This is a genomic window from Allobosea sp. CS1GBMeth4, from assembly GCF_900185715.1.
Taxonomy (GTDB): domain Bacteria; phylum Pseudomonadota; class Alphaproteobacteria; order Rhizobiales; family Beijerinckiaceae; genus Allobosea.
This window is the reverse complement of record NZ_FYAS01000055.1, coordinates 54,874-81,019: the sequence shown is the minus strand read 5'-3', so window position 1 is coordinate 81,019 and position 26,146 is coordinate 54,874. Positions and strand designations below refer to the sequence as shown.

Here is a 26,146-nt window from a genome sequence, read left to right as displayed (position 1 = left end):
ATCTCAGAGCATGCTGGGCAGGACGCGATCCGGCGGCTTGTGCCCGTCCATGAAGGTCTTGATGTTGACGATGACCTTCTCGCCCATGTCGGCGCGGCCCTCATGGGTGGCCGAGCCCATATGCGGCAGCACCACGACGCGGTGCTGGCGGGCGAGCTTGAGCAGGCGCGGATTGACCGCCGGCTCGTGCTCGAACACGTCGAGGCCGGCGCCGGCGAGCTCGCCCGCCTCCAGCATGCGGGCCAGAGCCGTCTCGTCGACGATCTCCCCGCGCGCCGTGTTCACCAGGATGGCGTCGGGCTTCATCAATTTGAGCCGGCGGGCCGAAAGCAGATGATAGGTCGCCGGGGTGTGCGGGCAGTTGACCGAGACGACGTCCATCCGCGCCAGCATCTGGTCGAGCGAGTCCCAATAGGTCGCGTCGAGCGCCTCTTCGATGCGCGCGTCGAGCCGGCGGCGGTTGTGGTAATGAATCGACAGGCCGAAGGCCGCGGCGCGCCGGGCGAGGGCCTGGCCGATCCGCCCCATGCCGACGATGCCGAGGCGCTTGCCGGTGATGCGCCGCCCCAGCATCCAGGTCGGCGACCAGCCGGCCCATTCGTCGTCGGTGATGATGCGCGCGCCCTCGGCGATGCGCCGGGCCACGGCGAGGATCAGCGCCATGGTCATGTCGGCGGTGTCGTCGGTCAGCACGCCCGGCGTGTTGGTCACGGTGATGCCGCGCTGCACCGCGCTGACGACGTCGATATTGTCGACGCCGTTGCCGAAATTGGCGATCAGGCGCAGCTGGTCGCCGGCCTGGGCGATCAGCGCGGCGTCGATCTTGTCGGTCACGGTCGGGACCAGCACGTCGGCGGTCTTCACCGCCTCGACCAGGGCGGCCTGGCTCATCGGCATGTCGTCGAGATTCAGCCTGGCGTCGAAAAGCTCGCGCATCCGCGTCTCGACCACGGTCGGCAGCTTGCGCGTGACGACCACCAGCGGCTTCTTCTTCGACATGCGCGGCTCCGTTGCAGGCCCGTCGGGCTCCGATGCGTCCGTCGTCGCGCCCGGCCGGGCGCGACCAGGGCCGGGTCTGATCAGCTCGCGAGCGCGGAGCGATCGGAACGGGCTCTGGTGGCCGCAGCGTCGCCTTTCCGCCTCAACCCCCCATTAACCGAGGCGCATCAGGAATTGAGTCGGACAGTTTCGACGGTCGGCGGCCGTTTCGTTGTCTAGCAGCGTTGCGGCGGAACACAACCTGACCTTTCGGCGCGAGCGCGCCCGGAGGGGCGGGTCGAGGAGTGGATTGGAATGACGGTTCAGAGGATGCGCGGCGCGCTCGGCCTCCTGCTCGCGGCGGGCCTCGCCATGCTGGCGACGGGGAGCGCGGCCCAGGATGTCGCCAACGGTCCCGTCTCCGGCCTGCCGCTGCCGCGCTATGTCAGCCTGAAGTCGGACAGGGTCAATCTGCGCGAGGGCCCGTCGAAGGAGCATCGCACCAGCTGGGTGTTCCAGCGCGCCGGCCTGCCGGTCGAGGTCACGGCCGAATTCGAGACCTGGCGACGCGTGCGCGACGCCGACGGCACCGAGGGCTGGGTCCTGCACAGCCTGCTCTCGGGGCGGCGCACGGTCCTGGTCTCGCCCTGGTCGAAGAACAAGGGCGAGACCTTCGCCCTGCGCGATTCCGCGAGCGAGGGCGCTGCCGTGGTCGCGACGCTCGAGCCGGGCGTCATCGCCAATGTGCAATCCTGCCAGAACGCCTGGTGCCGGGTCACGGTCAGCAAGATTTCCGGTTATATCAGGCAGGATCGGCTCTGGGGCGTCTATCCCAACGAGACCGTGCAGTAGGCGGCGCCGAGCGCGGGCCGGCGCGGGCTCAGCCGGCGGCCTTGCGCAGCCTGACCACCACGTCGACCCGGCTGATCTCGTAGCCTTCGGGCGGCGGCGGCAGCTCGGCGACATCGACCGCCGAAGCCGGGATGTCGATCACCTTGTCCTCGCCGTCGACGACGAAATGGTGATGGTCGCTGTTGTCGGTGTCGAAGAAGGTCTTGGCGCCGTCGATCGCCAGCTCGCGCAGCAGGCCGGCCTCGGTGAACTGGTGCAGCGTGTTGTAGACGGTGGCGAGCGAGACCGGCACGCGCGCCCTCATCGCCTCTTCATAGAGCATTTCGGCGCTGACATGCCGGTCGCCCTTGGCGAACAGGAGCCAGCCGAGCGAGACGCGCTGGCGCGTCGGCCGCAGCCCGACGCGGCGCAGCTTCTGGCGCACGTCGTGGAAGGGGCAGCCTTGCCGCGCGTTCGACCGGTCGCTCTGGTCCTGCGGGTTCAGACCGTCCATCCTTGCATGTGCTCCGGTGATCGGCTTCCGGGTTCGGAAGCGCGGCAGTTTAGAGTCGATGTAAGGCTTCGGGCGCCGGCTCGCAAGCATCGGGCCCCGCCGGGGCCGGGCTCCAGCCGTGGAGCATCGTCGCGCTGCCTCGGGCATGGCGCCGGCTTCCGTGCCGCGAAAGCGGCCACCGAGGGCCATGGCTGGGACCTTATGCCACGGCCGCCGGGTCGTGGTAGCAGGGCTCGGCGCGGCTTCGCCGGCCGATCATCCACGGGCGAGCCCGGCTTGCGCCCTTCCGTTCCGCGGCGACACCGTGTTAGGCACGGTTTCATCGCGAATTGGCCGGCAGGGATGGCCCGGCGGCCTGAATGGAGTGAAGTTGGATATGGAGCGGCAATCGTCATTCAGCTACGAGGAGATCCTCGCTTGCGGGCGCGGTGAGCTCTTCGGGCCGGGCAATGCGCAGCTGCCGCTGCCTCCGATGCTGATGTTCGACCGGATCACCGAGATCAGCGAGGACGGCGGCGAACACGGCAAGGGCCTGGTCCGCGCCGAGCTCGACGTCAGGCCCGACCTCTGGTTCTTCGACTGTCATTTCAAGGGCGACCCGGTGATGCCGGGCTGCCTCGGTCTCGATGCGCTCTGGCAGCTCACCGGCTTCTTTCTCGGCTGGCTCGGCCTGCCCGGCCGCGGCCGGGCGCTCGGCGTCGGCGAAGTCAAGTTCGCCGACCAGGTGCTGCCCTCGGTCAAGCGGGTCGTCTACGGCGTCGACTTCAAGCGCGTCTTCAAGTCCAAGCTCGTCCTCGGCATCGCCGATGGCTGGCTCGAGGCGGACGGGAAGCGTATCTATACGACGAGCGACATGCGCGTCGGCCTGTTCAAGCCCGAGGCGGCCTGAGCAAAATCATCCCGACGCCTTGCCTTCGTCCTCCGCGCGGTCCATTTGCGCGGTAGTCGATCAAGCGAAAGGTCCGGAGCTGGCATCCCGGCCCGCACCAAGAGCCGGAGAAGCAGCATGAGACGCGTGGTGGTCACCGGGATGGGCATCGTCTCGTCCATCGGCAACAATACGCAGGAAGTGCTGGCCTCGCTGCGCGAGGCCAAGTCCGGCATCTCCTATGTGCCGGATTTCGCCGAGCACGGCTTCCGCAGCCGGGTCGCGGGCGTGCCCTCGCTGGTCGCGTCCGAGGTCGTCGACCGCCGCGCCATGCGCTTCCATGGCGGCGGCTCGGCCTGGAACCATGTCGCCATGGACCAGGCGATCGTCGATGCGGGGCTGGAGCCGCACGAGGTCAGCCATGAGCGCACCGGCATCGTCATGGGCTCCGGCGGCCCCTCGACCCGCGCCCTGATCGACGCCTACGACAAGGCGCGCGAGAGCGGCTCCTCGAAGAAGGTCGGCCCTTTCGCCGTGCCCAAGGGCATGTCCTCGACCGCCTCGGCGACGCTCGCCACCTGGTTCAAGATCAAGGGCGTCAACTACTCGATCTCCTCGGCCTGCGCGACCTCGAACCATTGCATCGGCAACGCCTACGAGCTGATCCAATGGGGCAAGCAGGACGTGATCTTCGCCGGCGGCTGCGAGGAGCTCGACTGGACGCTCTCGGTGCTGTTCGACGCCATGGGCGCGATGTCCTCCGATTTCAACGAGACCCCCGCCATCGCCTCGCGCGCCTATGACGTGCGCCGCGACGGCTTCGTCATCGCCGGCGGCGCCGGCGTCGTCGTGCTCGAGGAGCTCGAGCACGCCAAGGCCCGCGGCGCCAAGATCTATGGCGAAATCGTCGGTTATGGCGCGACCTCGGACGGCTACGACATGGTCGCTCCCTCCGGCGAGGGCGCCGAGCGCTGCATGCGCATGGCGCTGCAGGGCGTGACGGCCAAGGTCGACTACATCAATCCGCACGGTACCTCGACCCCGGTCGGAGACGCCAAGGAGATCGAGGCGATCCGTACGGTCTTCGGCGCCGGCGAAAAGAGCCCGCCGATCTCGGCGACCAAGTCGCTGACCGGCCATTCGCTCGGCGCCACCGGCGTGCAGGAGGCGATCTATTCGCTGCTCATGCTGAACAACGATTTCATCGCCGAAAGCGCCCATATCGAGGAGCTCGACCCGGCTTTCGCCGACATGCCGATCGTGCGCAAGCGCATCGACAATGCCGACCTCGGCTGCGTGCTCTCCAACTCCTTCGGCTTCGGCGGCACCAACGCCACCATCGTGATGAAGCGGCTCGAAGCCTGAGGAGACCGGCCATGCTGTTCATGGTGATCGAGCATTTCGACCAGGCCCGGGTGAAGGAGATCTACCGGCGCTTCGACGAGCGCGGCCGCATGATGCCGGACGGCCTCACCTATATCGACAGCTGGATCTCGGCCGACTTCGCCCGCTGTTTCCAGGTGATGCAGTGCGACGACGTCACCAAGCTGCAGGAATGGGTGCTGGCCTGGGGCGATCTCGCCCGTTTCGAGATCGTGCCGCTGGCGAGCTCGAAGGACACCGCCGCGGCGGTCAGGAAGCATCTCTGAGTGACAGGCGCCGACGCCCTCGCTGCCTCCTGAAGCCCGCGCCAATACGGATAGTCCGATCATGCTCCCCCTGATGCACAACAAGCGCGGCCTCGTCATGGGCGTCGCCAATCAGAACTCGATCGCCTGGGGCATCGCCCGGACCCTGCATGCGCACGGCGCGCAGATGGCCTTCACCTATCAGGGCGAGGCGCTCGGCAAGCGCGTCAAGCCGCTCGCCGAGAGCATCGGCTCGAAGCTGGTCATCCCCTGCGATGTCGAGGACGTCGCGACCGTCGATGCCGCCTTCGCCGCGATCGACGAGGCCTGGGGCGGCGATCCCGAGCGCAACACGCTCGATTTCCTGATCCATGCCATCGGCTTCTCCGACAAGAACGAGCTCAAGGGGCTTTATGCCGACACCAGCCGCGAGAACTTCTCGCGCACCATGGTGATCTCCTGCTTCTCCTTCACGGAAGCCGCCAGGCGCGCCGCCGAGCGCATGCCGAAGGGCGGCAGCATGATCACGCTGACCTATAGCGGCTCGTCGCGCGTGATGCCGAACTACAACGTCATGGGCGTCGCCAAGGCGGCGCTGGAGGCGAGCATGCGCTATCTCGCCGCCGATTACGGCCCGAAGGGCATCCGCGTGAATGCGCTTTCGCCCGGGCCGGTGCGCACCCTCGCCGGCGCCGGCATCTCCGATGCGCGCGCCATGTATTCCTGGCAGCGAGCCAATTCGCCGCTGCGCAAATCGGTGACGCTGGAAGAGATCGGCGGCTCGGCGCTCTACTACCTCTCCGATCTTTCCGGCGGGGTGACTGGCGAGGTCCACCACATCGACGCGGGCTACCACATCACCCAGATGCCGGTGCTGGAAGGCCTGCGCGCCGCCGACACCGGCAATGGCGACTGAGGCCGGCAGGCCTCTTCCGCCGTCGCCGGGCCGAGGCTATCCTCCGTCCTGGTGGAACCCGGAGCGCGCTGCGACGGTTCGACCAGTGAGCCATGGAGGATGCTCATGGTCACGGTGAAGTACCAGATCGTCGAGCACGACGGCGGCTGGGCCTACAAGGTCGGCGACGTGCTCTCGGAGACCTTCCGCTCGCATGACGCGGCGCTGAAGGCGGCGGAGAAGGCCGCGGCCCGCCAGAAGCGGCCGGGCGTCACCGACGGCATCGTCTACCAGGACGCTCGCGGCGAATGGCACGAGGAACTGGCCGACGGCCGCGACCGGCCGAATACCCGCATCGTCGACGGCGGCTGAGCCGTCATCGCTGCGTGAAGAAGGTCAGCAGCACCTTGCCCTTCTCGCCGACCAGGCAGAGGAAGCGGCGCGGCTTGTCGGATCTGTCGGTCTTCAGATAGGCCTCGCCCATCAGGATGCGCGTGACCGGGATATCCTCGATCCTGGTCTCCGCCACCGCGACCGTCAGCCCGTCCTCGTCGATGTAGATGTCCTTGATCTCGGGCTCGCGCGCCGTCAGCGCCGCCATCGCCGTCGATTTGCAGGCGGCGAGCTCGGGCGAGGACGGCTTTTCCGGCGTCGCCGGTGAGGCTGGCGAAGCATTCTGGGCGAGCGTGGGAGCCGCGAGGCTGGCGAGCAGCGCCGCCGTGCAGGCGATCTTGCTGGGCATTGTGAACCTCTGTCGTTGCCGAGGTTCAACGCGGTTGGCCCGCTCGGGTTTCGGTGCCGGCGCCGCCGTCGCGCTCAGCCCTGCAGCGCCTGCTTCAGATCGGCTATCAGGTCGTCGGGATGCTCCAGCCCGATCGAGAGGCGGATCAGCCCGTCGCCGACGCCCATGCCGGCGCGGACCTCCGGCGTGAAACGCTGATGCGTCGTCGTCGCCGGATGCACGATCAGGCTCTTGGCGTCGCCGAGATTGTTGGAGATGCGGATCAGCCGGAGCTTGTTGAGGAAGCGGAAGGCGCCGTCCTTGCCGCCCGCGACCTCGAAGGCGATCAGCGTCGAGGGGCCGGTCATCTGCCTGGCGATGATCTCGGCCTGCGGATGGTCGGGGTCGCCGATGAAGGCGACATGCGGCAGGTCCTTGCGGCCCTTCAGCCATTGCGCCACCACAGTCGCGTTCTGCGCCTGCTGGCGGATGCGCAAGGGGAGCGTCTCCAGCGATTTCAGCATCACCCAGGCGTTGAAGGGCGACAGGGACGGGCCGGTCTGGCGCAGATAGGTCTGGACGTCGGCCTCGATCAGCGCCTTCGAGCCGAGGATGAGCCCGCCGAGGCAGCGGCCCTGGCCGTCGATGTGCTTCGTGGCGGAATAGACGACGAGATCGGCGCCGAGCGCGAGCGGGCGCTGGAAGAGCGGCGTCGCGAAGACATTGTCGACCACGAGGAGAACGCCGGCCTCCCTGGCGATCGCCGCGACGGCCGCGATGTCGATCACCTCCAGCGTCGGATTGGCCGGGCTCTCCAGGAAGAACAGCTTGGTGTTCGGCCTGATCGCGGCGCGCCAGGCGGCGAGGTCGGTGCCGTCGACCAGCGTCGACTCGACTCCATAACGCGGCAGGTGGTCCTCGATGACGTAGCGACAGGAGCCGAACAGCGCGCGCGCCGCGACGACATGGTCGCCGGCCCGCACCGGCGCCATCACGGCGGCGGTGACGGCCGCCATGCCGGTCGCGGTGGCGCGGCAGGCCTCGGCGCCCTCGAAGGCGGCCATGCGCTGCTCCAGCATGGCGACGGTGGGATTGGAGAGGCGCCCGTATTGGAAGCCCGGATCGGTGTTGAGGAAGCGGCCTTCGGCCTGCTCGGCGCTGTCATAGACATGGCCTTGCGTCAGGAACAGCGCTTCGGAGGTCTCGCCGAACTGCGAGCGCAGCGTGCCGGCATGGACCAGCCGGGTCTCGGGGTGGAGCGCTGCCGTGTCCGCTGCTTTGATCGCCATGATATGTCGTCCGATCCGTTCGATATAACGGACGAAGGGAATATCACCGTCGCCTGTGTTCGTAAAGGCGAACGAATTTTCCTGTCCACGGACGTCTTGTCAGATCGCCGCGCCGTCGCTCACGACATCCGCCCCGAGATCGCCTCGCACGGCCCGCACGATCTCGGCCTCCGCCTCCGCCCCCCGTCTCCGCGGATGGGCGGCCGCGATCCGGTGCTCGGCGACGATCCGCCCGGGCGCGCCGGAGAGCACCACGACCCGGTCGGCGAGATAGGCGGCCTCGTCGATGTCGTGGGTGACGAACAGCACCGTCTTGCCGGTGCGGCGGCGAACCTCGATCAGCTCGTCCTGCAAGGTCTCGCGCGTCAGCGCGTCCAGCGCCGAGAAAGGCTCGTCCATCAGCAGGATCTCGGGCTCGACCGCCAGCGCCCGCGCCAGCGAGACGCGCTGGCGCTGGCCGCCGGAGAGCTGATGCGGCCAGCGCCGGGCGAGATGACCGAGGCCGACGAGATCGAGCATCGCCTGCGCTCGGGCGAGGCGTTCGGCCCTGGGTTTCTGCCCTTCGAGGCCGAAGCCGACATTGGCGATCACGCTGCGCCAGGGCAGCAGCCGCGAATCCTGGAACACCAGCGCGACCGGCCGGCGGGTGTTGTCCCTGGCATTGATCGCGACCTCGCCGCCGCTCGGCCGGGCGAGCCCGGCGATGACGCGCAGCAAGGTCGACTTGCCGACGCCGGAGGGGCCGACAATGGCGAGGAACTCGCCTGGAGCGACGGAGAGGTCGAGCTTGTGCAGCACTTCCGTCGTCTCGCCGTCGCGGGTGAAGCTGAGCGACAGCTCCCTGATGTCGATCACGCTTTCCAACGCAGCACCCATCCCTGGACGGCGACGAACAGCGTATCGAGCAGGCCGTAGAGCGCCGCCATGGTCAGCATGTAGATCACGACGAGGTCGGTCGCGAGCAGGCTGGAGGCCTGCATCATGCGCTGACCGACGCCGGCGACGCCGAAGATCTCGGCCGCGACCACCGCCATCCAGGCCTGGCCGAGCGCGGTGCGCACGCCGACGAGGATGCCGGGCATCGCCGCCGGCAGCAGGATCTTGGCGAGTTTCTGCGCCGGGGAGCGGAAGCCGAAGGCGTCCGCGACCTCGATCAGCTCGCGGTCGACGCCGCGGATCGCGCCCTGCGCCGCGAAGAAGACGATCCAGAACACGCCGATCGCGATGATGAACACCGCCGCCTGCGGATTGACGCCGAACCAGATGATCGCGAACGGCACCCAGGCGAGGCCGGGGATCGGCCGCAGCAGCCGGACCACCCAGGCGGTCGCCTCCTCGGCGAGCTTCGACATGCCGGTGACGACGCCGAGGGCGATGCCGAGCCCCGCGCCTGTGGCAAGGCCGATGAAGTAATGGCCGAGCGAGCCGAGGATCGCCGCGAGCCAGGCGCCCGACCTCACCTCGCGCAGGAAGACGCTCGGCAGGGCGCTCGGCCCCGGCAGGAAGGCCGGATTGACGATGCCGAAATAGGGGATCGCCTCCCAGAGCAGGAGGAACGCGGCGAGGCCGGTGAGGGCGAGGGCAGGGGCCCGAAGAGACTGCACCGTCAATTCACTCAGCCTTCGACCACCAGCGCGGGTCATCCCGGACAAGTCGCGCAGCGGCGCCGATCCCGGGTCTCCCTCCGGTCGCCCGGGATGACACGCGTGTGTGGGATTGCGTCGCGCTATGCAAGAGGGCGGGTTGATCGTTCTCGCCTTGCCGTCAGCCCTTGATGGCGCGCTCGTAATACTGCGTCTCGAACAGGCCGTCGAAGGGAAGCTCCTTCTCCAGCGAGCCGAGCTTGACCTGGTAGGCCTGCATGGCACGGGCCGGCTCGATGATCTTGCGCGGGTCGATCTCGAAATGCGTTGCCGGCGAGGTCAGCGCCTTCTCGATCAGGGCGGGGTCGACGATGCCCTTGCCGAGCGCCGCGCCGACATGGGGAGCGGCCTTGGCGGGCGTCTTGACCAGGACCTCGGCCGCCTTGGCGAGGCTGGAGACCAGCTTCTGCACGGCGTCGGGGTTCCTGGTGGCGAAGGCGCCGGAGACGGCGACGACGGTGCCGGGCTGGCCGGGGAAGACCTCCTCGCCGCCGGCGATCAACTTGATGCCGGGATTGCGGGTCTGGATGATGGTCAGGGCCGGCTCACGCACGATCGCGCCCTCGACGGCACCGGCGAGCACCGCCTGCTGCGTCGCGTCGATGCCCATCGGCACGATCTCGATATCGGCCTTGTCGGCCTTCGCCACCTCCCAGAGCCAGTATTGCAGCACCGTGTTGGGCACCGAGCCGGGCGGCTGGGTGGCGAGTCGGGCCGGCTTGCCGGTCGCGCTCCTGTGCGCCTTGAACGCGACCGCGGCGCTCGCGCCCGCCGCGAAGAATTTCGCCAGAGCGGGGGCGGCGACGAAGACGTTCTCGCCCGTCGCCGTCGAGGCGACGACGCGGATGTCGACGCCGCGTGAGCGGGCGACGGCGAGCGGGGCGACGCCGGCGACATAGAGGTCGATCGTGCCGGAGGCGAGCGCCTGGATCATGTTCGGGCCCGATTCGAACACAGTAAAGCTCGGCGCGATGCTGGCCTGCTTCAGCCAGCCCTCGCCATTGGCGACGAAGACCGGCGCCGTGCCGATGATCGGGATGTAGCCGATGCGGGCGGGAATCGAGTCCTGAGCGGCGGCGCTGGCGAAGGGAGTGGCCAGCGCGGCGGCGAACGAGGAGCCTGCGAACAGGAACTGGCGGCGGTCCTTCATCGTGATCCTCGGGCGGCGAAATTTGTGATCCTATTGACGGCTGATAAAAGGATTTTCTATGTGAATACAAGTTGCCGAGGTCAAAAAGAAAAATAGGCTATATAACGTAGTCAGATACGAAAATTCTTCTCTGTTGCCATGGATCGAGAGATGGACGCCATCGACCGCAAGATTCTGACCGTGCTGCAGGCTGACGCCAATATCTCGATCGCGGAGCTCGCCGATCGGGTCGGGCTGTCGCAGACCCCGTGCTGGAAGCGCATCCAGAAGCTCGAGCAGGCCGGCGTCATCCTCAAGCGCGTCGCGCTGGTCGCGCCTGAGAAGATCGGGTTGGGGCTCACCGTCTTCGTCCAGATCGAGACGGCCGACCATTCCGGCCCCTGGCTGGAGAAGTTCGCGCAGAGCGTCGCGGCGATGCCGGAGGTGATCGAGTTCTACCGGATGGCGGGCGATGTCGACTACATGCTGCGCGTCGTCGTCGCCGACATGGCCGCCTACGACACCTTCTACAAGAAGCTGATCGAGACGATCCCGCTCAAGAACGTCACCTCGCGCTTCGCCATGGAGCGGATCAAGGCGACGACGGCCTACAAGGTGCCGGACCTGCCGAAGGCGCCGTAATTCCTTTGTAAAGCGCTGGTCGCCTCGACTCCTCCCTTCCCCCTGTGGGGAAGGGCATGGGATGGGGGGCGAACGACCGGGTGCAAGGCTGCTTGTAGGAGCGAGCCAACCATCTTCCCGGCGACTTCGTTCCGACTTTGCGCCCCCACCCCTGCCCCTCCCCGCAAGGGGGAGGGGTTTTCGCGCTTCCATCCGGTCGCCGCGGATGAGCGCAACGCAGCTCGGCTGAGCGGCGCAAGACCCTTGCCGAAGCGGGCGCGCTCCCGCATGAACGCTCCCGCATTTCTCGAACGGGGCGCCGCCATGTCCAGCTATGTCATCGATCCGCCGAAGATCGCCGCCATCCCGGTGGCCGGCGGTGGCCTGTTCCCGGTGCGTCGGATCTTCTGCGTCGGCCGCAATTACGCCGAGCACACCCGCGAGATGGGCGGCGATCCCGATCGCGAGGAGCCGTTCTTCTTCACCAAGCCGTCCGACGCCGTGCTGACCGGCGGCGCCGACATGCCCTATCCACCCAAGACCGCCGATTTGCACCATGAGATGGAGCTCGTCGTGGCGATCGGGAAGGGCGGCAAGGACATCACCGAAGCCGACGCGCTCTCCCATGTCTTCGGCTATGCCGCCGGGCTCGACATGACCCGGCGCGACCTGCAGGCCGCGGCCAAGAAGGCGGGCAAGCCCTGGGACATGGGCAAGGGCTTCGACGCCTCGGCGCCGATCGGCGAGCTCGTCCCGGCGGCCACGGCCGGCCATCCCGACAAGGGACTGATCGAGCTCAAGGTCAACGGCGCGGTCCGCCAGAGCTCCGATCTCGCCAAGATGATCTGGAACGTGCCGGAGACGGTCTCCTACCTCTCGCGCTTCGTCGCGCTGGCGCCGGGCGACCTGATCATGACCGGCACGCCCGAAGGCGTCGCCGCCGTGGTCAGGGGCGATCTGCTCGAAGGCGTGATCGCCGGCGTCGGCACCGTTCGGACGCGGATCGTCTGAGGGCGGCCCCACTCGCCGCCCGCCCGCCGCGTCAATGTCATGAACAGCTAGGACCAACCCATGCGCCTGACCACCGAAGCCTCCGGCGTCTTCCCGATCGCCCCGACCCCGTTCAATCCCGACGGCACGGTCGACTGGACCTCGGCCGACCGGCTCTTCGATTTCTACGCCGGCATCGGCTCCGACGGCGTCACCGTGCTCGGCATCATGGGCGAGGCGCCCAAGCTCGAGCCGGAGGAGTCGGTCGAGCTGGTCAAGCGCGCGGTGGCGAAGATGGGGGGCAAACCGATCATCGTCGGCGTCTCCGCCCCCGGCTTCGCGGCGATGCGCTCGCTGGCGCGCCAGGTGATGGATCTCGGCGCCGGCGGCGTGATGATCGCGCCGCCGACGAATCTGCGCACCGACGACCAGATCACCGGCTATTACGCCCAGGCGGTCGAGGCGATCGGCAGCGACATCCCCTTCGTCATCCAGGATTATCCGCTGACGCTCTCGGTGGTGATGACGCCGGCGGTGATCCGCAAGATCATCACGGACAATCCGTCCTGCGTGATGCTGAAGCACGAGGACTGGCCGGGACTCGAGAAGATCGCGACGCTGCGCAGGTTCGAGGCCGAGGGATCGCTGCGGCGGGTCGCCATCCTCACCGGCAATGGCGGCCTCTTCCTCGATTTCGAGATGGAGCGTGGCGCCGACGGGGCCAACACCGGCTACGCCTTCCCCGAATTGCTGATCGACGTGGTCAAGGCGAGCAAGGCCGGCCGCCGCGACGATGCGCATGACATCTTCGACGCGCATCTGCCGCTGCTGCGCTACGAGCAGCAGCAGGGCGTCGGCCTCGCCGTGCGCAAATATGTGATGATGCGGCGCGGCATCCTGGCGAGCGACGCGCAGCGCAAGCCGGGCCCCGGCCTCACTGCTGCCGCCAGGGCCGAGGTCGATTACCTGCTCGGCCGCCTGGCGAAGCACGATCCGCGCGCCGAGCTCTGAGCGGCCGCACGGACACGCGAGGCCGCGCATTCGCAGGCGCGGCTCTCGAAAGCCGTGGACGCACGGCCCCAGGCCATCAACCTTGGGCTGCGGCCGGGGGATTTGATTTGCGTTTGACTCTTCTGCTCCGCGGTGCCGCGCTGATCGCGCTTGCGTCATCGGGGCCGGTCTCGGCGCAAGGCGGGGGTCATCCGGAATGCCGTGGCATGAGGGACCAGCGCTCCTGCACCTGCGCGCTCAGCAATGGCGGGCGGGTCATCGATGACCCCGCCCGTCCCGGCCGGAAGGCCTGGCGGTCGGCCAAGGTCGGCTCGGCCGCGCACATGGCGTTCATGAATTGCAGCAACGGCTCGGGGCGATAGACCCCGCGCCCTCCGGCGCGGTCATGCCCGCGGCGGGGCCGCCGCCTGGGGTCGCTCCTTGAGCGCGTCGGCTCAGGCGACTGCGCTCGCCTCCGGTCTCAGCTCCTCGACCGAGGGCATGCGACCCTCGAACCACCAGGAAGCGGCGGCGCGCGACATCGCCGCCCCGTCATGGCCGATGCCGGGCACGGTGATCAGCGTCCAGTTGCAGGGCAGGCCGCGCCGCGCCGCCTCGGCTTTGGCGAAGTCGAGCATGAACCGGGCGCGGGCATAGCGCATCGGCCCCTGCGCCAGCGCTTCGGGCTGCGCCGGCAGGTTGGGGTCATCCGTGACGATGTCCCGGTCGCCGGCGAAGATCACCATCGGCCAGGCGAGCCAGCGCGCCAGCTCGGCCTCGCTTAAGCCCAGCCCGCCGAGCCCCTCCGGGAAGCGCCGCTCCAGCGTCGGCAGCGTGTACCAGCCGGAATTGGCGGCGAAGGCGGCCTCGAACGGCGTCTCGCTCTGTGTCGCCAGCAGGCGGTGGACGAACTGGCCGCCGGCGGAATGGCCGAACAGCTTGACCGTCTCGCGCCTGGTGACGCCGGCTTCGCGCAGCGCCGCCAGCACGCGGGTGGGCACGGCATAGAGCCAGTCGTCGGAAGCGGCGATGGCGCCGTCCTCACCGACGACGAGGCCGTTATTGTAGCCCTCGGCCTGCGGGAAATGTGCGTTGCCGAAGGTCGGCGCGACGATCAGCAGATTGTGCCTCTCGGCGGCCTCGATCCAGAAGTCGCGGTAGTCGTCGCCATTGCGCAGCATGCCGTGCTGGACGAAGACGACCTCGTCATCCGGTCGATGCCGCGCGGGCCGGTAGACATTCACCTCCAGCGGGCGCTGGGGATGGCGTGCGTCGAGGAAGGGCAGGGTGCTGCGGCCTTGCGGCGGGTCGAGAGCGAGCGTGGTCATGCGGCTTTGTCTGTCGTGTGCAGGTGGCAGGCGGCGCTGCGGCCGGGCGCGATCTCCCGAAGGTCCGGGCGGACCTCGCGGCAGACAGCCATGGCGTGCTCGCAGCGCGGGTGGAAGGGGCAGCCGGGCGGCGGCGACAGCGGCGAGGGCAGTTCCCCCTTGAGCGGCTGGAAGCTGCTCCTGCGCCGCGCCGCCGAGGGAATCGCCTTGATCAGGGCGGCGCTGTAGGGATGCGCCGGCTCGGCGAAGATCGCCGCCGCGCTGCCGATCTCGACGATGCGGCCGAGATACATGATGGCGACGCGGTCGCTGATGTGGCGGACCAGGCCGAGATCGTGGCTGACGAAGAGATAGGTCAGCCCGTGCCGCTCGCGCACGTCCATGAACAGGTTGATCACCTGCGCCTGGATCGAGACGTCGAGCGCCGAGACCGGCTCGTCGCAGACGAGGAACTCGGGCTTCACCGCGAGCGCGCGCGCGATGCCGATGCGCTGGCGCTGGCCGCCGGAGAACTGGTGCGGGTAGCGCTCGCGATAGGCGAGATCGAGCCCGACCTCGGCGAGCGCGCGATCGACGGTGCCGTCGATCACCGCCTTCGGCACGAGCTTGTGGACAGAGAGCGCCTCGCCGACGATACGCGCGACCCGCATGCGCGGGTCGAGCGAGGCGTAAGGGTCCTGGAAGATCATCTGCACCTTCAGCAGATAATCGAGCCGGTCCTTGCCCTTCAGCGCCGCCGCCGCGCGGCCCTTGTAGAACACCTCGCCCTCGGTCGGCGGCAGGATGCCGGTGGCGATCCGCGCCAGCGTCGACTTCCCGCAGCCGGATTCGCCGACGAGGCCGAGCACCTCGCCCTTCCGGACGCTGAGATCGACGCCGTCGACCGCCTTCAGGGTCGCCGGCGGCGGATGCCGGCCGATCGCGCTCAGGAGGCGCTCGGCCAGATTGGCCTTGCCGCGGAAATATTTGCGGATGCCGCGCAGCTCGAACAGGGTCTCGCTCATGCGGCCACCTGATCGGGCACGGGGTTGTGGCAGCGCAGCGTGCGGCGGTCATGGGCCTGGGGCTGCGGGTCGCTCTCGGCGCAGACCGGCAGCGCCCGCTCGCAGCGCGGCCGGAACGGGCAGCCGGAGGGGCGCGAGTCGATGCGCGGCGCGATGCCGTCGATCTGATGCAGGCGCTCGCCCGGCTCGACCATGGCCGCCGAGGAGCTGAGCAGGCCGAGCGTATAGGGATGGCGCGGCCGGTCGAGCACGGTCTCGACATCGCCGATCTCGACGATGCGGCCGGCATACATCACCGCCACCCGGTCGGCGAGCTCGGCGACCACGGCGAGGTCGTGCGTGATCCAGATCACCGCGGCGCCGCTCTCGCGCGCGAGCTTCTGCATCTCGTAGAGGATCTGCGCCTGGATGGTGACGTCGAGCGCCGTGGTCGGCTCGTCCGCGATGATCAGGTCGGGATCGTTCAGGAGCGCTGTCGCGATCGCGACGCGCTGGCGCATGCCGCCGGAGAATTCGTGCGGGTATTGCTTGAGGCGGGCCTCCGGCGAGGAGATGCCGACGCGGGCCAGCGCCTTGGCCGCCTTGTCGAGAGCCTCCTGCCGGCTGCAGGGACGATGCTCGAGGATCGCCTCGCTCATCTGCTCGCCGATGCTGAGCACCGGGTTCAGCGTCATCAGCGGGTCCTGGAAGATCATCGCGATCCGGTCGCCCCGCAACTGGCGCAGGCGCTCCTGCGAGGCGGCGCGCAGGTCTTCGCCGCCGAACAGCACCTCGCCGGCGACGACCTCGCCCGGCGGGTCGACGAGCTGCACCAGCGAGAACCCGGTCACCGATTTGCCTGAGCCGGACTCGCCGACGAGGCCGAGCACCTCGCCCTTGGCGACGCCGAAATCGACGCCGTCGACCGCCGGCCAGGCGCCGTCCTGCGCATGGAACACGGTCCTGAGGCCGCGCACGGAAAGAAGGGGAGCCTCGCTCATGCGCGCACGTTGAAGCTGCGGCGCAGGCGGTCGCCGACGAGATTGAGCGACATGATCAGGAGCACCAGCGCGATGCCGGGGAAGACGGCGATCCAGTATTCGCCCGAGAGCAGGAACTCGAAGCCGTTGGCGATGAGCAGGCCGAGCGAGGGCTGCGTCACCGGCACGCCGACGCCGAGGAAGGAGAGCGTCGCCTCCAGCGTGATCGCCGAGGCGATGCTGATCGTGGCAACGACGAGCACGGCGCCGACCGAGTTCGGCAAGAGATGCGCCAGCATGATGTGCCGGGTCGGCAGGCCGAAATTCACCGCCGCCTCGATATACTCCTTGCGCCGCTCGACCAGGGCCGCGGCCCGCATCAGGCGGGCGTACTGGGCCCATTGCACCAGCACGATGGCGAGGATGACCTTGTCGACGCCGCGCCCGATCGAGGCGAGCAGCACCAGCGCCACCAGGATCGAGGGGAAGCCGAGCATGAAGTCGACGATCCGCATCAGCACCGCGTCGACCGCGCCGCCGAACTGCGCCGCCGCGAGCCCGGCCATGATGCCGATGGCGAGCGCGCCGAGCGTCGAGGCGAGCCCGACGAGCAGGCTGGTGCGCAGCCCGTAGAGGATGGCGCTCAGCATGTCGCGCCCCTGCGCGTCGCTGCCGAGCCAGTAGGTGAAGCCGCTCATGCCGCGCTCGCCCGGCGCCAGCCGGTTGTCCATCACGCTGAGCGCGCCGAGATCATGCGGGTTCTGCGGCGCGATCACCGGGGCGAGCAGCGCGAGCAGCACCATGATGCCGAGCAGGATCGCGGCGCCGCGCGTCGTCGGGCGGTTGCGCAGGCGGCGCAGCACCTTCTCGCGCAGGGGCGTGTCGGCCTCGGCGGGACCGGCGAGGCGGGAGGCGTCGAGGCTCATGCCTTCTCTCCGGCGAGCTTCACCCGCGGGTCGAGCGCGGCATAGAGCACGTCCACCAGGAAATTGACGCCGACGAAGAGCAGCGTCGCCAGCAGGACGTAGGCGACGACCACCGGGCGGTCGAGCTGGTAGACCGAGTCGATCAGCAGCTTGCCCATGCCGGGCCAGGCGAAGACGGTCTCGGTGATGGTCGAGAAGGCGACGAGGCTGCCGAATTCGACGCCGACCACGGTGACGACCGGGATCAGGATGTTGCGCAGCACATGCCGGTTGACGACGCGGCGGGGCCGCACCCCCTTGGCGCGGGCGTATTTCACATAGTCCTGCGTCATGGTCTCGGTGGTGCCGGCGGCGACGAGGCGCACGATCAGCGCGAGATTGGGGATGGCGAGGTTGAGGGCGGGCAGGGCGATGTGCTGCAGCCCGTCGAAGGTCAGCAGGCTGGTCTGGATGCCGAGCACCGAAACCGTCTCGCCGCGCCCCGCGGTCGGCAGCCAGCCGAGCAGCACGGCGAAGAGCAGGATCAGCATCATGCCCTTCCAGAAGCTCGGCAGCGAAAAGCCGAGCACGGTGCCGGCCATGACGATGCGGGCGCGCCGGCTGTCGGGATCGAGCCCCGCCATCAGCCCGAGCGGGATGCCGGCGGCGAGCGCCAGCGTCATCGCCAGCAGCACGAGCTCGAAGGTCGCGGGCAGGCGCGCCAGGATCAACTGCACCGCCGGCACGCCATGCACGAAGGAGCGGCCGAGATCGCCCTTCAGCGCATTGGCCATGAAGGTCAGGTATTGCTGCCAGACCGGCAGGTCGAGCCCGAGCCGCCGGATCAGCGCCTGGCGCTCGGCCTCGCTCACCTGCGGCGAGACGAGGAGCTCGATCGGGTCGCCGATGCCGTAGACGGCGAAGAAGACCACGACCGAGACCGCGAGCAGCACGAAGACGCTCTGGATCAGCCGCTGCAGGACATAGGCGGTCATGCGCCGAACCTCGGTGAGATGATCGCCGGCTTACTTCGCCGGCTTCACCGACATGGCGAGCATGTATTGGTCGGCGCGGCCCGCGACCGAAAGCTCCGACTTGAAGGCCCAGATGCCGCTCTCGAAGTGCAGCGGAATGAAGGCGCCGTCGGCGAGGACGAGCGTCATCGCCTGCTGCAGCAACTCGGCGCGCTTCTTGTCGTCGAGCGTCGTGACGGCGGCACGGATCACCTTGTCGAATTCCTCGTTCTTGTAGCCGCCATAGTTCGAGCCGCCGAGCGTCTTGGTCTCGTTCGGGGTCGGCGGCCATTGCCGCAGGAAGGAGGCGGCCTCGCCGGTCGCCGAACCCCAGCCGCCGAGCGCGACGCTGAACTCCTTCTTGGCGCGGCGCGGGAAGTAGATCGCCCGCGTCATGGCGTCGACCTCGGCCTTGATGCCGATCTGGGTCAGATACTGCGCGACCGCCTGGGTGATCTGGCTGTCGTTGATATAGCGATCGTTCGTCGCCGAGAGGGTCAGCTGGAAGCCGTCGGGATAGCCGGCCTCGGCCAGCAGCTTCTTCGCCGCCGCCGGGTCGTAGGCGAGCTTGGGCGGGTTCGGCAGCGTGCCGAACATGCCGGTCGGCAGGTACTGGTAGGCCGGCTCGGCGGCACCGTCCATGATCCGCTTGACGATCGCCTCGCGGTCGATGGCGAGCGACATCGCCTTGCGCACGCGCGCATCCTTCAACGGGTTCTTGCCGTCCGGCGCCTTGACGAAGGGGCTCTGGTCGCGCGCGACGTCGAGCTGGAAATAGATCACCCGGGTCGAGGGCGTGATGACGTGGCCGAAGCGCTTGTCGCCCTTGATGCGGCCGAGATCGCGCGCCGCCGGATTCTCGATCACGTCGTAGTCGCCGGCGAGCAGGCCGGCGAGGCGCGGGCCGGCATTGGTCACCGGCAGGAAGCGCACGCTCGCCCAGGGCTGCTGGCCGCCCCAATGGTCGGGGTTGCGCTCGAGCTCGATCGCCGAGCCGCGGACATAGGATTTCAGCTTGTACGGCCCGGTGCCGATCGCCATCGTGCCGTCGTTGAAGTTGTTGACCGCCGGCCAGGGGCCGGTGACGCCGCAATTGCTGGCGATGTCGTATTTGATCTCGCCGTGCTGGACGATCGAGGCGGACAGGATCGGCAGGCCGGAGAGCAGCGTCGGCAGCAGCGGCTCCGGCTCCTTGGTCTCGATGACCAGGGTGCCCGCGTCCGGCGTCTCGACCTTGGCGAAGTTGCCGGTGATGTCGGCGAAGGAATCGGAGACCTTCGTCTCGTTCTTCAGCGTGCGGCAGAAGGTGAAGACCACGTCCTGCGCGCCGAAGGGCTGGCCGTTGCTGAACTTGACGCCCTGGCGCAGCTTGAAGGTCCAGCGGTTCTTGCCGTCGTTCTCCCAGGTGGTGGCGAGGCCGGGCTGCAGCGCCTGCTTCTCGTCCTGCCGCACGAGGCTGTCGAAGATATGCTGGGCGAGCGCGTTGTTGGGGGTGAGATCGTGATAGTGCGGATCGACCGCCGTCGGTTCGGAGGCGAGTGCGATGCGCAAGGTCTGCGCCATCGCAGAGGTGCCGAGCAGACTGGCGCTGAGCATGCTGGCGCCGAGCAGGGTGGTGATGAGCGCGCGTTGACGCATCGGTCTGCCTCCGTTCCCGTAGCTGGTCGTTTTGACAGCTTTATTTTCACGCGCTAGCAAACATGAAAATGATCCGACGTCAATCAGCGGGAAAGCCATGTCACGCGCCTTGAAGCCGACGACGGATCTCGCCAACCGCATCGCCCGGATCTACCCCTCGCTGAGCGAAGGGCACCGCAAGGCGGCGGATTTCGTGCTGCAGAGCCCGCTCGATTCCGCGATGGCGACGATCGACGGGCTGGCCGAGAAGAGCGGGACCTCGACCGCGACCGTCACGCGCTTCGTCAGAGCGCTGGGCTACCGCAATTACGGCGATTTCCGTACGGCCCTGTCGACGGCGCTCAAGGTCGCGCTCGCGCCGGTCGAGGGGCTCGCCGGCGCCCGCGCCGCGGCCGGCTCGGTCTTCGCCACCATGGCGGCGACGCTGAAGAGCGAGGCCGCCAATCTCGAGGAAGCGATCGCGACTCTGGAGGAGGAGACGGTCAACCGCGCCATCGCCGTGCTTCTGAAGGCGCGCCGCATCTTCATCGTCGGCTCCGGCGCGAGCCATTACGTCGGCGCTTTCCTCGAGGATGGGCTCGCGCTCTATCTCGACACCGATGTCGTCTTCGCCTCGTCGCGGGGCGGGCCGGAGCGTGCCGTCCGCCACATGCTCTCGGCCGGGCCGGAAGACATCGTCGTGGCGATCTCGCTGCCGCGCTATTCCCGCGCCACGCTGGAGCTCGCCAGATTCAGCAAGAAGCGCGGCGCGGTCCTGCTCGCGATCACCGACGGGCCGGCCTCGCCGCTCGTGCCGCTGGCCGACATGACGCTGTTCGCCCCCGCCCGCAACAGCTTCCTGCCCAACTCGCCGACCGCCGCCTTCGCGGTGGCGGATGCGCTGATCACGACGCTGGCCCGCGAGCGGCCGGACGCGGTCGAGGCGCTGAAGGGGCTGAGCGAAAGCCTGCTCTGGACCTTCCACTACTGAATGCCGAGGAGAGCGGCTCAGATCCTCGTCTCGTCGGCGAGCCTGGCGATCCGGCGCAATGAGAGCAGATAGCCCTGCGTGCCGAAGCCGGCGATCACCCCGTCTGCGCGCAGCGAGACGTAGGAATGGTGCCGGAAGCTCTCGCGCTTGTGCACGTTCGAGATGTGGCACTCGATCACCGTGCCGTCGAAGGCGTTGAGCGCGTCGAGGATCGCGACCGAGGTGTGGGTGAAGGCGCCGGGGTTGATGACGATGCCGGCCGCCTGCTCGCGTGCCTCGTGGATCCAGTCGATGATCTCGTATTCGCGGTTCGACTGGTGGAAGCGGATCTCGAGGTCGAGCTCCTTCGCCAGCGCCCGGCAGGCATCCTCGACATCGGCCAGCGTCTCCGAGCCGTAGATGTGCGGCTGGCGCTTGCCGAGCAGGTTCAGGTTCGGACCGTTGAGGACGTAGACGAGGCGGGACATGACGGGCTCCTGGGATTGCGGCGGCATGTTGCCGCTATCGCGGCGCGGCGCAAGATCGGGTGCCGGGAGAGGATCTCAGCCGGCGATCCGCCGGCTGCTCGCCACGCCGAAATGGCAGATCGCCTCGCCGAGCCTGGGCGCGACATTCGGGAAGATGATGTAGCCGTCGCTGGGCGCCGTCACCTTGGCGCCGTCGGCGCGGCGGGCGAGGACGGCGCCGGCCCTGACCGCATCGCCGGTGCGCCAGCCGGCCTCGGCGCGGTCGCCCTCCGTCTCGCAGAGCAGCACCTCGACCATCTCGATCACGTCGCGGAGCGCGGGGGGCGGCAAGGGCGCATCGACCAGCTGTAGCTGCGCCAGCGTGTTGCGGATGGCGGCATAGCCGACATCGGCGGCCCTGGGATCGTCATGCTGGCCGCACTCCAGAGTCACCGCATAGCCGCCGCAGAAGCGCATGAACTCGGTGGTGCCATAGCCCTCGGTGACGTTGAGCCTCGGCACCGGCAGGCGCGCGCGGATGTCGAGCAGCCTGGCGTAGTTGTCGAGCCAGCCATGGATCGCGGTCGAGACGCCGAGGCAGGCGGCGAGCGCCAACTCCTCCTCCGCCCGGGCGAAGGGCTCGAGCGCGCCGCGGTTGTTCGCAGGGCCGAAGAAGACGAAGGGCTCGCCCTCCTGGCGGAAGGAATGGATGTCGAGCAGCGCGTCGTGCTGGCGCAGCAGCGCGCAGATCGGGTTGCCGATCCGGTCCTCGAAGTCGCCCGGCAGAGGCCGCTCGCGCAGGTCGCGGTTGAGGTTGCGGTCGCCCTCGCGCGTCTTCTGGCGGAAGGCCTTCGGATTGGTGACGGGCAGGAAGGTGACCTCGCCGCGCAGGATTCGGATCGTCCCGGTCCGGCACTCCTCGATGGCGCGACGGATCGCGGCCGGTCCGCAGGGCTCGTTGCCGTGCACCGCGCCGGTCACGATCAGCCTGGGGCCGGGCCTGAGCCCGATGAAGCGGACGGCTTCGAGCGGGCCGTCGTCGAGGTCGGTGGCGGTCACGGTTCAGTCTCTCGTCGGGAAGGAAGGCTCAGGCCCTGCGGCTCTGCGAGTGCGGGTCGAGGATGTCGCGCAGGCCGTCGCCGAGCAGATTGAGCCCCAGCACCGTCAGGAAGATGGCGAGGCCCGGGAAGATCGAGATCCAGGGCGCGGTCGAGATCTGGTCGCGCGCGTCGGAGAGCATCGAGCCCCAGCTCGGGAAGGGCGGGCGAATGCCGAGCCCGAGGAAGGAGAGCGAGGCCTCGGCCAGCACCGCCCCGCCCATGCCGAGCGTGCCGATCACGATGATCGGGCCGGCGATGTTCGGCAGGATCTGGGTCAGCATGATCCGGAAGGTGCCGTAGCCGAGCGACTTCGCCGCCTCGATATAGCCGAGCGCCTTGACCGAGAGCGTCGCCGCGCGGGTCAGCCGGCAGGTGAAGGACCAGTTGGTCAGGCCGAGCGCGATCAGCAGGCTGGTCAGGCCGGGATTGAGGATCGCCATGATCGCCAGCGCGAAGATCAGCGAGGGAATGGCGAGCATCATGTTTGTCAGGCCGTTGACGAAATCGTCCCACCAGCCGCCCCAGTAACCGGCCGAGAGGCCGAGCGCGACGCCGATCATCGTGTTGATCAGCTGCGAGACGACGCCGACAGTCAGGGAGATGCGCGCGCCGTGGAGCACGCGGCTGTAGATGTCGCGGCCCTGCGCATCGGTGCCGAACCAGAACTCCGAACCCGGCGGGATCTCGGCGTTCATCAGATTGGCGTCCATCACCGGGTCGGTATGGGCGAGCCAGGGGGCGAGGACGCCGCCTGCGACGACGAGCGCGAAGCAGGTGGCGCCGATCCAGAGGTTGGCACGGAACTTCATGCTGAGGCCTAGCTGTACTTGATGCGCGGGTCGACGATGGCGCAGAGCACGTCGACGGCGATGTTCACGACGAGGAAGAACAGCACGATCGTCAGGATGCAGCCCTGCACCGCCGGGATATCGCGCCAGGTGACGCTGTCGACCAGCAGGGAGCCGAGCCCTGGCCAGGCGAAGAGCTTCTCGACGACCACGGCTTGCCCCAGCACCGAGCCGAACTGCAGGCCGAGCGTGGTCAGCACGATGACGAGCGCGTTGCGCGCGACGTGCCAGCGCATGACGCGGTAGGCGCCGGCGCCCTTGGCCCGGGCGGTGCGGACGAAATCGGCATGCATCACCTCGAGCACGGCGGCGCGTGCGGTGCGGGCGAGCAGCGCCAGCGGCGAGACGCCGAGCGCGATCGCCGGCAGGACGATGTAGCGCGGGTCGCCGTCGCCATAGCCGAAGCTCGGGAACCAGTTCAGCGTCAGCGCGAAGGCGTACATCAGGAGCAGGCCGAGCCAGAACATCGGCAGCGACAGGCCCGAGACGGCGAAGATCATCGAGAACATGTCGATCCAGCTGCCCGGCTTCAGCGCCGCGAGGAAGCCGAGCGGTACGCCGATGACGATGGCGAAGAGCATGGCGGCGAGCGCGAGCTGCAGGCTTGGCCAGAGCCGTTCGCCGATCAGGTTGGTGACCGGCTGGCGCGTGCGAAAGGAATCGCCGAGATCGAAGGTCGCGAGCCCGCCGACATATTTCGCGAAGCGCAGCGGCAGCGGATCGTTGAGGCCGAATTGCTCGTTCATCCGCGCGATGGTGGCGGCGTCGATGTTGCTGCGCCCGTCGGCGATCTGGCTGGTGGCGAAATTGCCGGGAATGACGCTGAATAGCACGAAGATCAGCGCCGCGACCGCCAGCAGGATCGGGATGGCCTGCAGGAGCCGGCGAAAGACATAGGGCAACATGAACAGGGCTCCTGGCCGCCGCTGGGGCTATGTCAGGTTTCAGGCCGGATCGCTGCCCGTCATTGCGAGGAGCGGAGCAACGAAGCAATCCAGGGGCGGCGGAGCTCTGCGCTCCCTGGATTGCTTCGCTTCGTTCGCAATGACGCTTCAGCCTGACCAGACCATGTTCGGGATGAAGACGAGCCCCCGCCGCCATGCGACGGGCGAGGGCTCAGGATGATTCATTTCGCCGCCGGCGAGGTGGTGTCGACCCAGAGGTCCTCATAGCGCTGCAGCGCGAGCTCGGTCGCGTTGGGCTGGAGCCCGTGCAGCCAGGGCTGATAGGCCATTACCGCCTTGTTGTAGTTGAAGAACCAGACCGGCGCCTCCTCCTGCAGCAGGGCGTTGGCCTTCTTCAGCAGCTCGAGCTGCTTGGCCGGATCGGCCTCGGCCGAAGCGTCGTCGAGCAGCTTGTCGTAGGCCGCGTTCTTGAAGGTGGTGTAGTTGCAGGACGAGCGCGGCGTCGCGGAATGGAAGCACTTCAGGGCCGTCAGCGTGTCGGGCCCCGACGTGTTCGACCAGATATAGGCCTGGAAGTCGCCGCCCACCACGACGCCGCCGAGCGCCGAGGTCTCGACCGGCTTGATCTTCACCTTGACGCCGACCTTGGCGAGCATCGGGATCACGGCCTCGACGATCGGCACGCCCCAGCTCTCGTTCGGGGTCGCGACCCATTCGAACTCGAAGCCGTCGGGATAGCCGGCCTCGGCCAGCAGCTTCTTCGCCTTCTCCGGGTCGAAGGCATAGGGCTTGGCGTCCTTGTCGAAGGCCGGCGAGGACAGCGGCAGCCAGCTCACCGCGCGGTAGGCCTTGTCGCGGACCAGGCGCTTGATGATCAGGTCGGCGTCGATCGCGTGGTTGATCGCCTGGCGCACGCGCTTGTCGGAGAAGGGCTTGAACGCCGGGTTCATGCCCATGTTGCGGGTGAAGACCTCGGCGACCTCGAGGATGCCCTTGGACAGGTTCGGGTCGGCCTTGTAGGCGACATACTGCGTCGAGCCGAGGATCGAGACGTCGATCTCCTTGTTGCGGAAGGCGACGTCGCGCGCCGCCGCCTCGCCCATCGGCGAGATGACGAGCTTGTCGGCATAGGGCTTGCCGGCCTTGAAGTACTTGTCCCAGCGTTCGAACGCCATGCGCGAGCCCGGCACGTGCTCGACGAACTTGAACGGCCCGAGCCCGATCGGCTTGTCGAAGAAGCCGGCCTGCTGCGCCTCCTTGCCCGGCAGGATCGCGGTCTGGCCCTGGAACAGGAAATATCCGGGATCGGCCTTGTCGGTCAGCGTCATCTCGAGGGTGAAGTCGTCGATCTTCTTCAGCCCGGAGATCTCCTTGGCCTGGCCCTTCTGGACCTCGGTCGCGCCCTTGATCCGGGCGATGTAGCGTGCGCCGGGATAGTTCTTCGCTCCGTCCATGATCCGGGTGTAGGACCAGATGATATCGTCGGCCGTCATCTTGCGGCCGTTGTGGAAGAAGGCGTCGTCGCGCAGCTTGAAGGTGTAGGTCTTGCCGTCCGGCGAGACCTGGACGCTCTTGGCGAGCTCCAGCTCCGGCTTGCCGTTCCTGGCATCCCATTTGTAGAGCATGCTGTGCAGCGCGTAGGTGTAGATCTCGTCCTGGATCTGGTTCGAGACGTGGCTGTCATTGCTGACGAAGGACGCGCCATAAGGCGCGGTGAACCGGATCGTCCCGCCCCGGCGCGGCTCCTGGGCCTGCGCCTGCAGGGTGAATGTCGCGAGCGTCAGCGCGGTCGTGAAGGCAAGCTTTTTCAACACGTCGAAACCTCCCAATTTGTCCGTGGACCCTTCGGATCGGCGCCGTTGGCCGGCGCCGGTATTCGTTCCATTTGAGACCATAGCGGGCTTTCACGCCCTGTCTTCTTGTTTCCTCGGCG

General features: G+C 68.2%; 28 protein-coding genes. 10 read left to right on the top strand and 18 right to left on the bottom strand.

Translation table 11 applies throughout. From position 1 onward, the window contains the following. Positions 1-3 precede the first annotated feature (3 nt). A complete protein-coding gene (locus CS1GBM4_RS24110) occupies positions 4-999 on the bottom strand; it encodes a D-glycerate dehydrogenase (RefSeq protein ID WP_186421308.1) in 996 nt (331 codons plus the stop codon). A gap of 294 nt (positions 1,000-1,293) precedes the next feature. Here CS1GBM4_RS24110 and CS1GBM4_RS24105 point away from each other — a divergent pair, with 294 nt between their 5' ends. After that, entirely contained in the window at positions 1,294-1,830 is a 537-nt protein-coding gene (locus tag CS1GBM4_RS24105; protein ID WP_186421307.1) for an SH3 domain-containing protein, read from the top strand. 28 nt (positions 1,831-1,858) lie between these two features. Here CS1GBM4_RS24105 and irrA read toward each other — a convergent pair whose 3' ends face one another. Continuing rightward, a complete protein-coding gene (gene irrA / locus CS1GBM4_RS24100) occupies positions 1,859-2,323 on the bottom strand; it encodes an iron response transcriptional regulator IrrA (RefSeq protein ID WP_186421306.1) in 465 nt (154 codons plus the stop codon). Positions 2,324-2,699: 376 nt separating this feature from the next. Here irrA and fabA point away from each other — a divergent pair, with 376 nt between their 5' ends. The 5 genes from fabA (at position 2,700) to CS1GBM4_RS24075 (ending at position 6,086) form a co-directional block, all read left to right on the top strand. Continuing rightward, a complete protein-coding gene (fabA, locus tag CS1GBM4_RS24095; RefSeq protein WP_186421305.1) occupies positions 2,700-3,212 on the top strand; it encodes a 3-hydroxyacyl-[acyl-carrier-protein] dehydratase FabA in 513 nt (170 codons plus the stop codon). A gap of 117 nt (positions 3,213-3,329) precedes the next feature. Beyond that, the gene (gene fabB / locus CS1GBM4_RS24090) at positions 3,330-4,556 is read left to right on the top strand and encodes a beta-ketoacyl-ACP synthase I (protein WP_186421304.1); all 1,227 of its coding nucleotides are present in this window, start codon (positions 3,330-3,332) and stop codon (positions 4,554-4,556) included. Positions 4,557-4,567: 11 nt separating this feature from the next. Beyond that, positions 4,568-4,840 (top strand): DUF3303 family protein, encoded by a 273-nt coding sequence (locus CS1GBM4_RS24085; protein ID WP_186421303.1) that lies wholly within the window; start codon positions 4,568-4,570, stop codon positions 4,838-4,840. 61 nt (positions 4,841-4,901) lie between these two features. After that, on the top strand, positions 4,902-5,735 hold the full coding sequence (fabI, locus tag CS1GBM4_RS24080; RefSeq protein WP_186421302.1) for an enoyl-ACP reductase FabI: 834 nt from the start codon (positions 4,902-4,904) through the stop codon (positions 5,733-5,735). A 105-nt stretch (positions 5,736-5,840) separates the two neighbouring features. Beyond that, positions 5,841-6,086: a DUF2188 domain-containing protein gene (locus CS1GBM4_RS24075; protein ID WP_186421301.1), complete on the top strand. Its 246-nt coding sequence runs from the start codon at positions 5,841-5,843 to the stop codon at positions 6,084-6,086. Between the two features lie 4 nt (positions 6,087-6,090). On the opposite strand, the gene CS1GBM4_RS24070 is transcribed toward CS1GBM4_RS24075, so the two are convergent. From CS1GBM4_RS24070 to CS1GBM4_RS24050, 5 genes are all read right to left on the bottom strand, one after another. Next, positions 6,091-6,456 (bottom strand): hypothetical protein, encoded by a 366-nt coding sequence (locus CS1GBM4_RS24070; protein WP_186421300.1) that lies wholly within the window; start codon positions 6,454-6,456, stop codon positions 6,091-6,093. A 74-nt stretch (positions 6,457-6,530) separates the two neighbouring features. Beyond that, a complete protein-coding gene (gene metZ / locus CS1GBM4_RS24065) occupies positions 6,531-7,724 on the bottom strand; it encodes an O-succinylhomoserine sulfhydrylase (protein ID WP_186421299.1) in 1,194 nt (397 codons plus the stop codon). 99 nt (positions 7,725-7,823) lie between these two features. Further along, on the bottom strand, positions 7,824-8,600 hold the full coding sequence (locus tag CS1GBM4_RS24060) for an ABC transporter ATP-binding protein (RefSeq protein WP_186421298.1): 777 nt from the start codon (positions 8,598-8,600) through the stop codon (positions 7,824-7,826). Next, positions 8,576-9,328 carry an ABC transporter permease gene (locus tag CS1GBM4_RS24055; RefSeq protein WP_186421297.1) on the bottom strand — a complete coding sequence of 251 codons (753 nt, stop codon included), beginning with the start codon at positions 9,326-9,328 and terminating at the stop codon, positions 8,576-8,578. Before CS1GBM4_RS24055 ends, CS1GBM4_RS24060 begins: the two co-directional genes overlap by 25 nt. A 160-nt stretch (positions 9,329-9,488) precedes the next feature. Continuing rightward, positions 9,489-10,517 carry an ABC transporter substrate-binding protein gene (locus tag CS1GBM4_RS24050; RefSeq protein WP_186421296.1) on the bottom strand — a complete coding sequence of 343 codons (1,029 nt, stop codon included), beginning with the start codon at positions 10,515-10,517 and terminating at the stop codon, positions 9,489-9,491. A 138-nt stretch (positions 10,518-10,655) separates the two neighbouring features. On the opposite strand from CS1GBM4_RS24050, the gene CS1GBM4_RS24045 reads away from it, so the two are divergent. From CS1GBM4_RS24045 to CS1GBM4_RS24035, 3 genes are all read left to right on the top strand, one after another. Continuing rightward, positions 10,656-11,138, top strand: coding sequence for an Lrp/AsnC family transcriptional regulator (locus CS1GBM4_RS24045; RefSeq protein WP_186421295.1), 483 nt, complete (start codon positions 10,656-10,658; stop codon positions 11,136-11,138). A gap of 303 nt (positions 11,139-11,441) precedes the next feature. Beyond that, a complete protein-coding gene (locus tag CS1GBM4_RS24040) occupies positions 11,442-12,128 on the top strand; it encodes a fumarylacetoacetate hydrolase family protein (protein WP_186421294.1) in 687 nt (228 codons plus the stop codon). 60 nt (positions 12,129-12,188) lie between these two features. Then, positions 12,189-13,118: a dihydrodipicolinate synthase family protein gene (locus CS1GBM4_RS24035; RefSeq protein ID WP_186421293.1), complete on the top strand. Its 930-nt coding sequence runs from the start codon at positions 12,189-12,191 to the stop codon at positions 13,116-13,118. 434 nt (positions 13,119-13,552) lie between these two features. Here CS1GBM4_RS24035 and CS1GBM4_RS24030 read toward each other — a convergent pair whose 3' ends face one another. From CS1GBM4_RS24030 to CS1GBM4_RS24005, 6 genes are read right to left on the bottom strand one after another with little or no spacing between them, the layout of a single operon-like run. Next, complete coding sequence (locus CS1GBM4_RS24030) at positions 13,553-14,425, bottom strand: alpha/beta hydrolase (RefSeq protein WP_186421292.1); 873 nt, start codon at positions 14,423-14,425, stop codon at positions 13,553-13,555. Next, entirely contained in the window at positions 14,422-15,429 is a 1,008-nt protein-coding gene (locus CS1GBM4_RS24025) for an ABC transporter ATP-binding protein (protein WP_186421291.1), read from the bottom strand. Before CS1GBM4_RS24025 ends, CS1GBM4_RS24030 begins: the two co-directional genes overlap by 4 nt. Beyond that, on the bottom strand, positions 15,426-16,409 hold the full coding sequence (locus CS1GBM4_RS24020; protein WP_186421290.1) for an ABC transporter ATP-binding protein: 984 nt from the start codon (positions 16,407-16,409) through the stop codon (positions 15,426-15,428). The genes CS1GBM4_RS24025 and CS1GBM4_RS24020 overlap by 4 nt, the downstream gene beginning before the upstream one ends. Further along, positions 16,406-17,314 (bottom strand): ABC transporter permease, encoded by a 909-nt coding sequence (locus tag CS1GBM4_RS24015; RefSeq protein ID WP_186421289.1) that lies wholly within the window; start codon positions 17,312-17,314, stop codon positions 16,406-16,408. The genes CS1GBM4_RS24020 and CS1GBM4_RS24015 overlap by 4 nt, the downstream gene beginning before the upstream one ends. After that, a complete protein-coding gene (locus CS1GBM4_RS24010; protein ID WP_186421288.1) occupies positions 17,311-18,288 on the bottom strand; it encodes an ABC transporter permease in 978 nt (325 codons plus the stop codon). The genes CS1GBM4_RS24015 and CS1GBM4_RS24010 overlap by 4 nt, the downstream gene beginning before the upstream one ends. A 30-nt stretch (positions 18,289-18,318) precedes the next feature. Continuing rightward, positions 18,319-19,944, bottom strand: a complete 1,626-nt coding sequence (locus tag CS1GBM4_RS24005; protein WP_186421287.1) for an ABC transporter substrate-binding protein — start codon at positions 19,942-19,944, stop codon at positions 18,319-18,321. A gap of 97 nt (positions 19,945-20,041) precedes the next feature. Between CS1GBM4_RS24005 and CS1GBM4_RS24000 the strand changes: the two genes are divergently transcribed. Then, positions 20,042-20,914 (top strand): MurR/RpiR family transcriptional regulator, encoded by an 873-nt coding sequence (locus tag CS1GBM4_RS24000; protein ID WP_186421286.1) that lies wholly within the window; start codon positions 20,042-20,044, stop codon positions 20,912-20,914. 17 nt (positions 20,915-20,931) lie between these two features. Here CS1GBM4_RS24000 and aroQ read toward each other — a convergent pair whose 3' ends face one another. The 5 genes from aroQ to CS1GBM4_RS23975 form a co-directional block, all read right to left on the bottom strand. Beyond that, positions 20,932-21,381: a type II 3-dehydroquinate dehydratase gene (aroQ, locus tag CS1GBM4_RS23995; RefSeq protein ID WP_186421285.1), complete on the bottom strand. Its 450-nt coding sequence runs from the start codon at positions 21,379-21,381 to the stop codon at positions 20,932-20,934. Between the two features lie 75 nt (positions 21,382-21,456). Further along, a complete protein-coding gene (locus tag CS1GBM4_RS23990) occupies positions 21,457-22,419 on the bottom strand; it encodes a succinylglutamate desuccinylase/aspartoacylase family protein (protein ID WP_186421284.1) in 963 nt (320 codons plus the stop codon). Between the two features lie 28 nt (positions 22,420-22,447). After that, on the bottom strand, positions 22,448-23,269 hold the full coding sequence (locus tag CS1GBM4_RS23985) for an ABC transporter permease (protein ID WP_186421283.1): 822 nt from the start codon (positions 23,267-23,269) through the stop codon (positions 22,448-22,450). An 8-nt stretch (positions 23,270-23,277) separates the two neighbouring features. Beyond that, entirely contained in the window at positions 23,278-24,213 is a 936-nt protein-coding gene (locus CS1GBM4_RS23980) for an ABC transporter permease (RefSeq protein ID WP_186421282.1), read from the bottom strand. 221 nt (positions 24,214-24,434) lie between these two features. Beyond that, positions 24,435-26,024 carry an ABC transporter substrate-binding protein gene (locus CS1GBM4_RS23975; RefSeq protein ID WP_244607389.1) on the bottom strand — a complete coding sequence of 530 codons (1,590 nt, stop codon included), beginning with the start codon at positions 26,022-26,024 and terminating at the stop codon, positions 24,435-24,437. Positions 26,025-26,146: the final 122 nt, after the last annotated feature.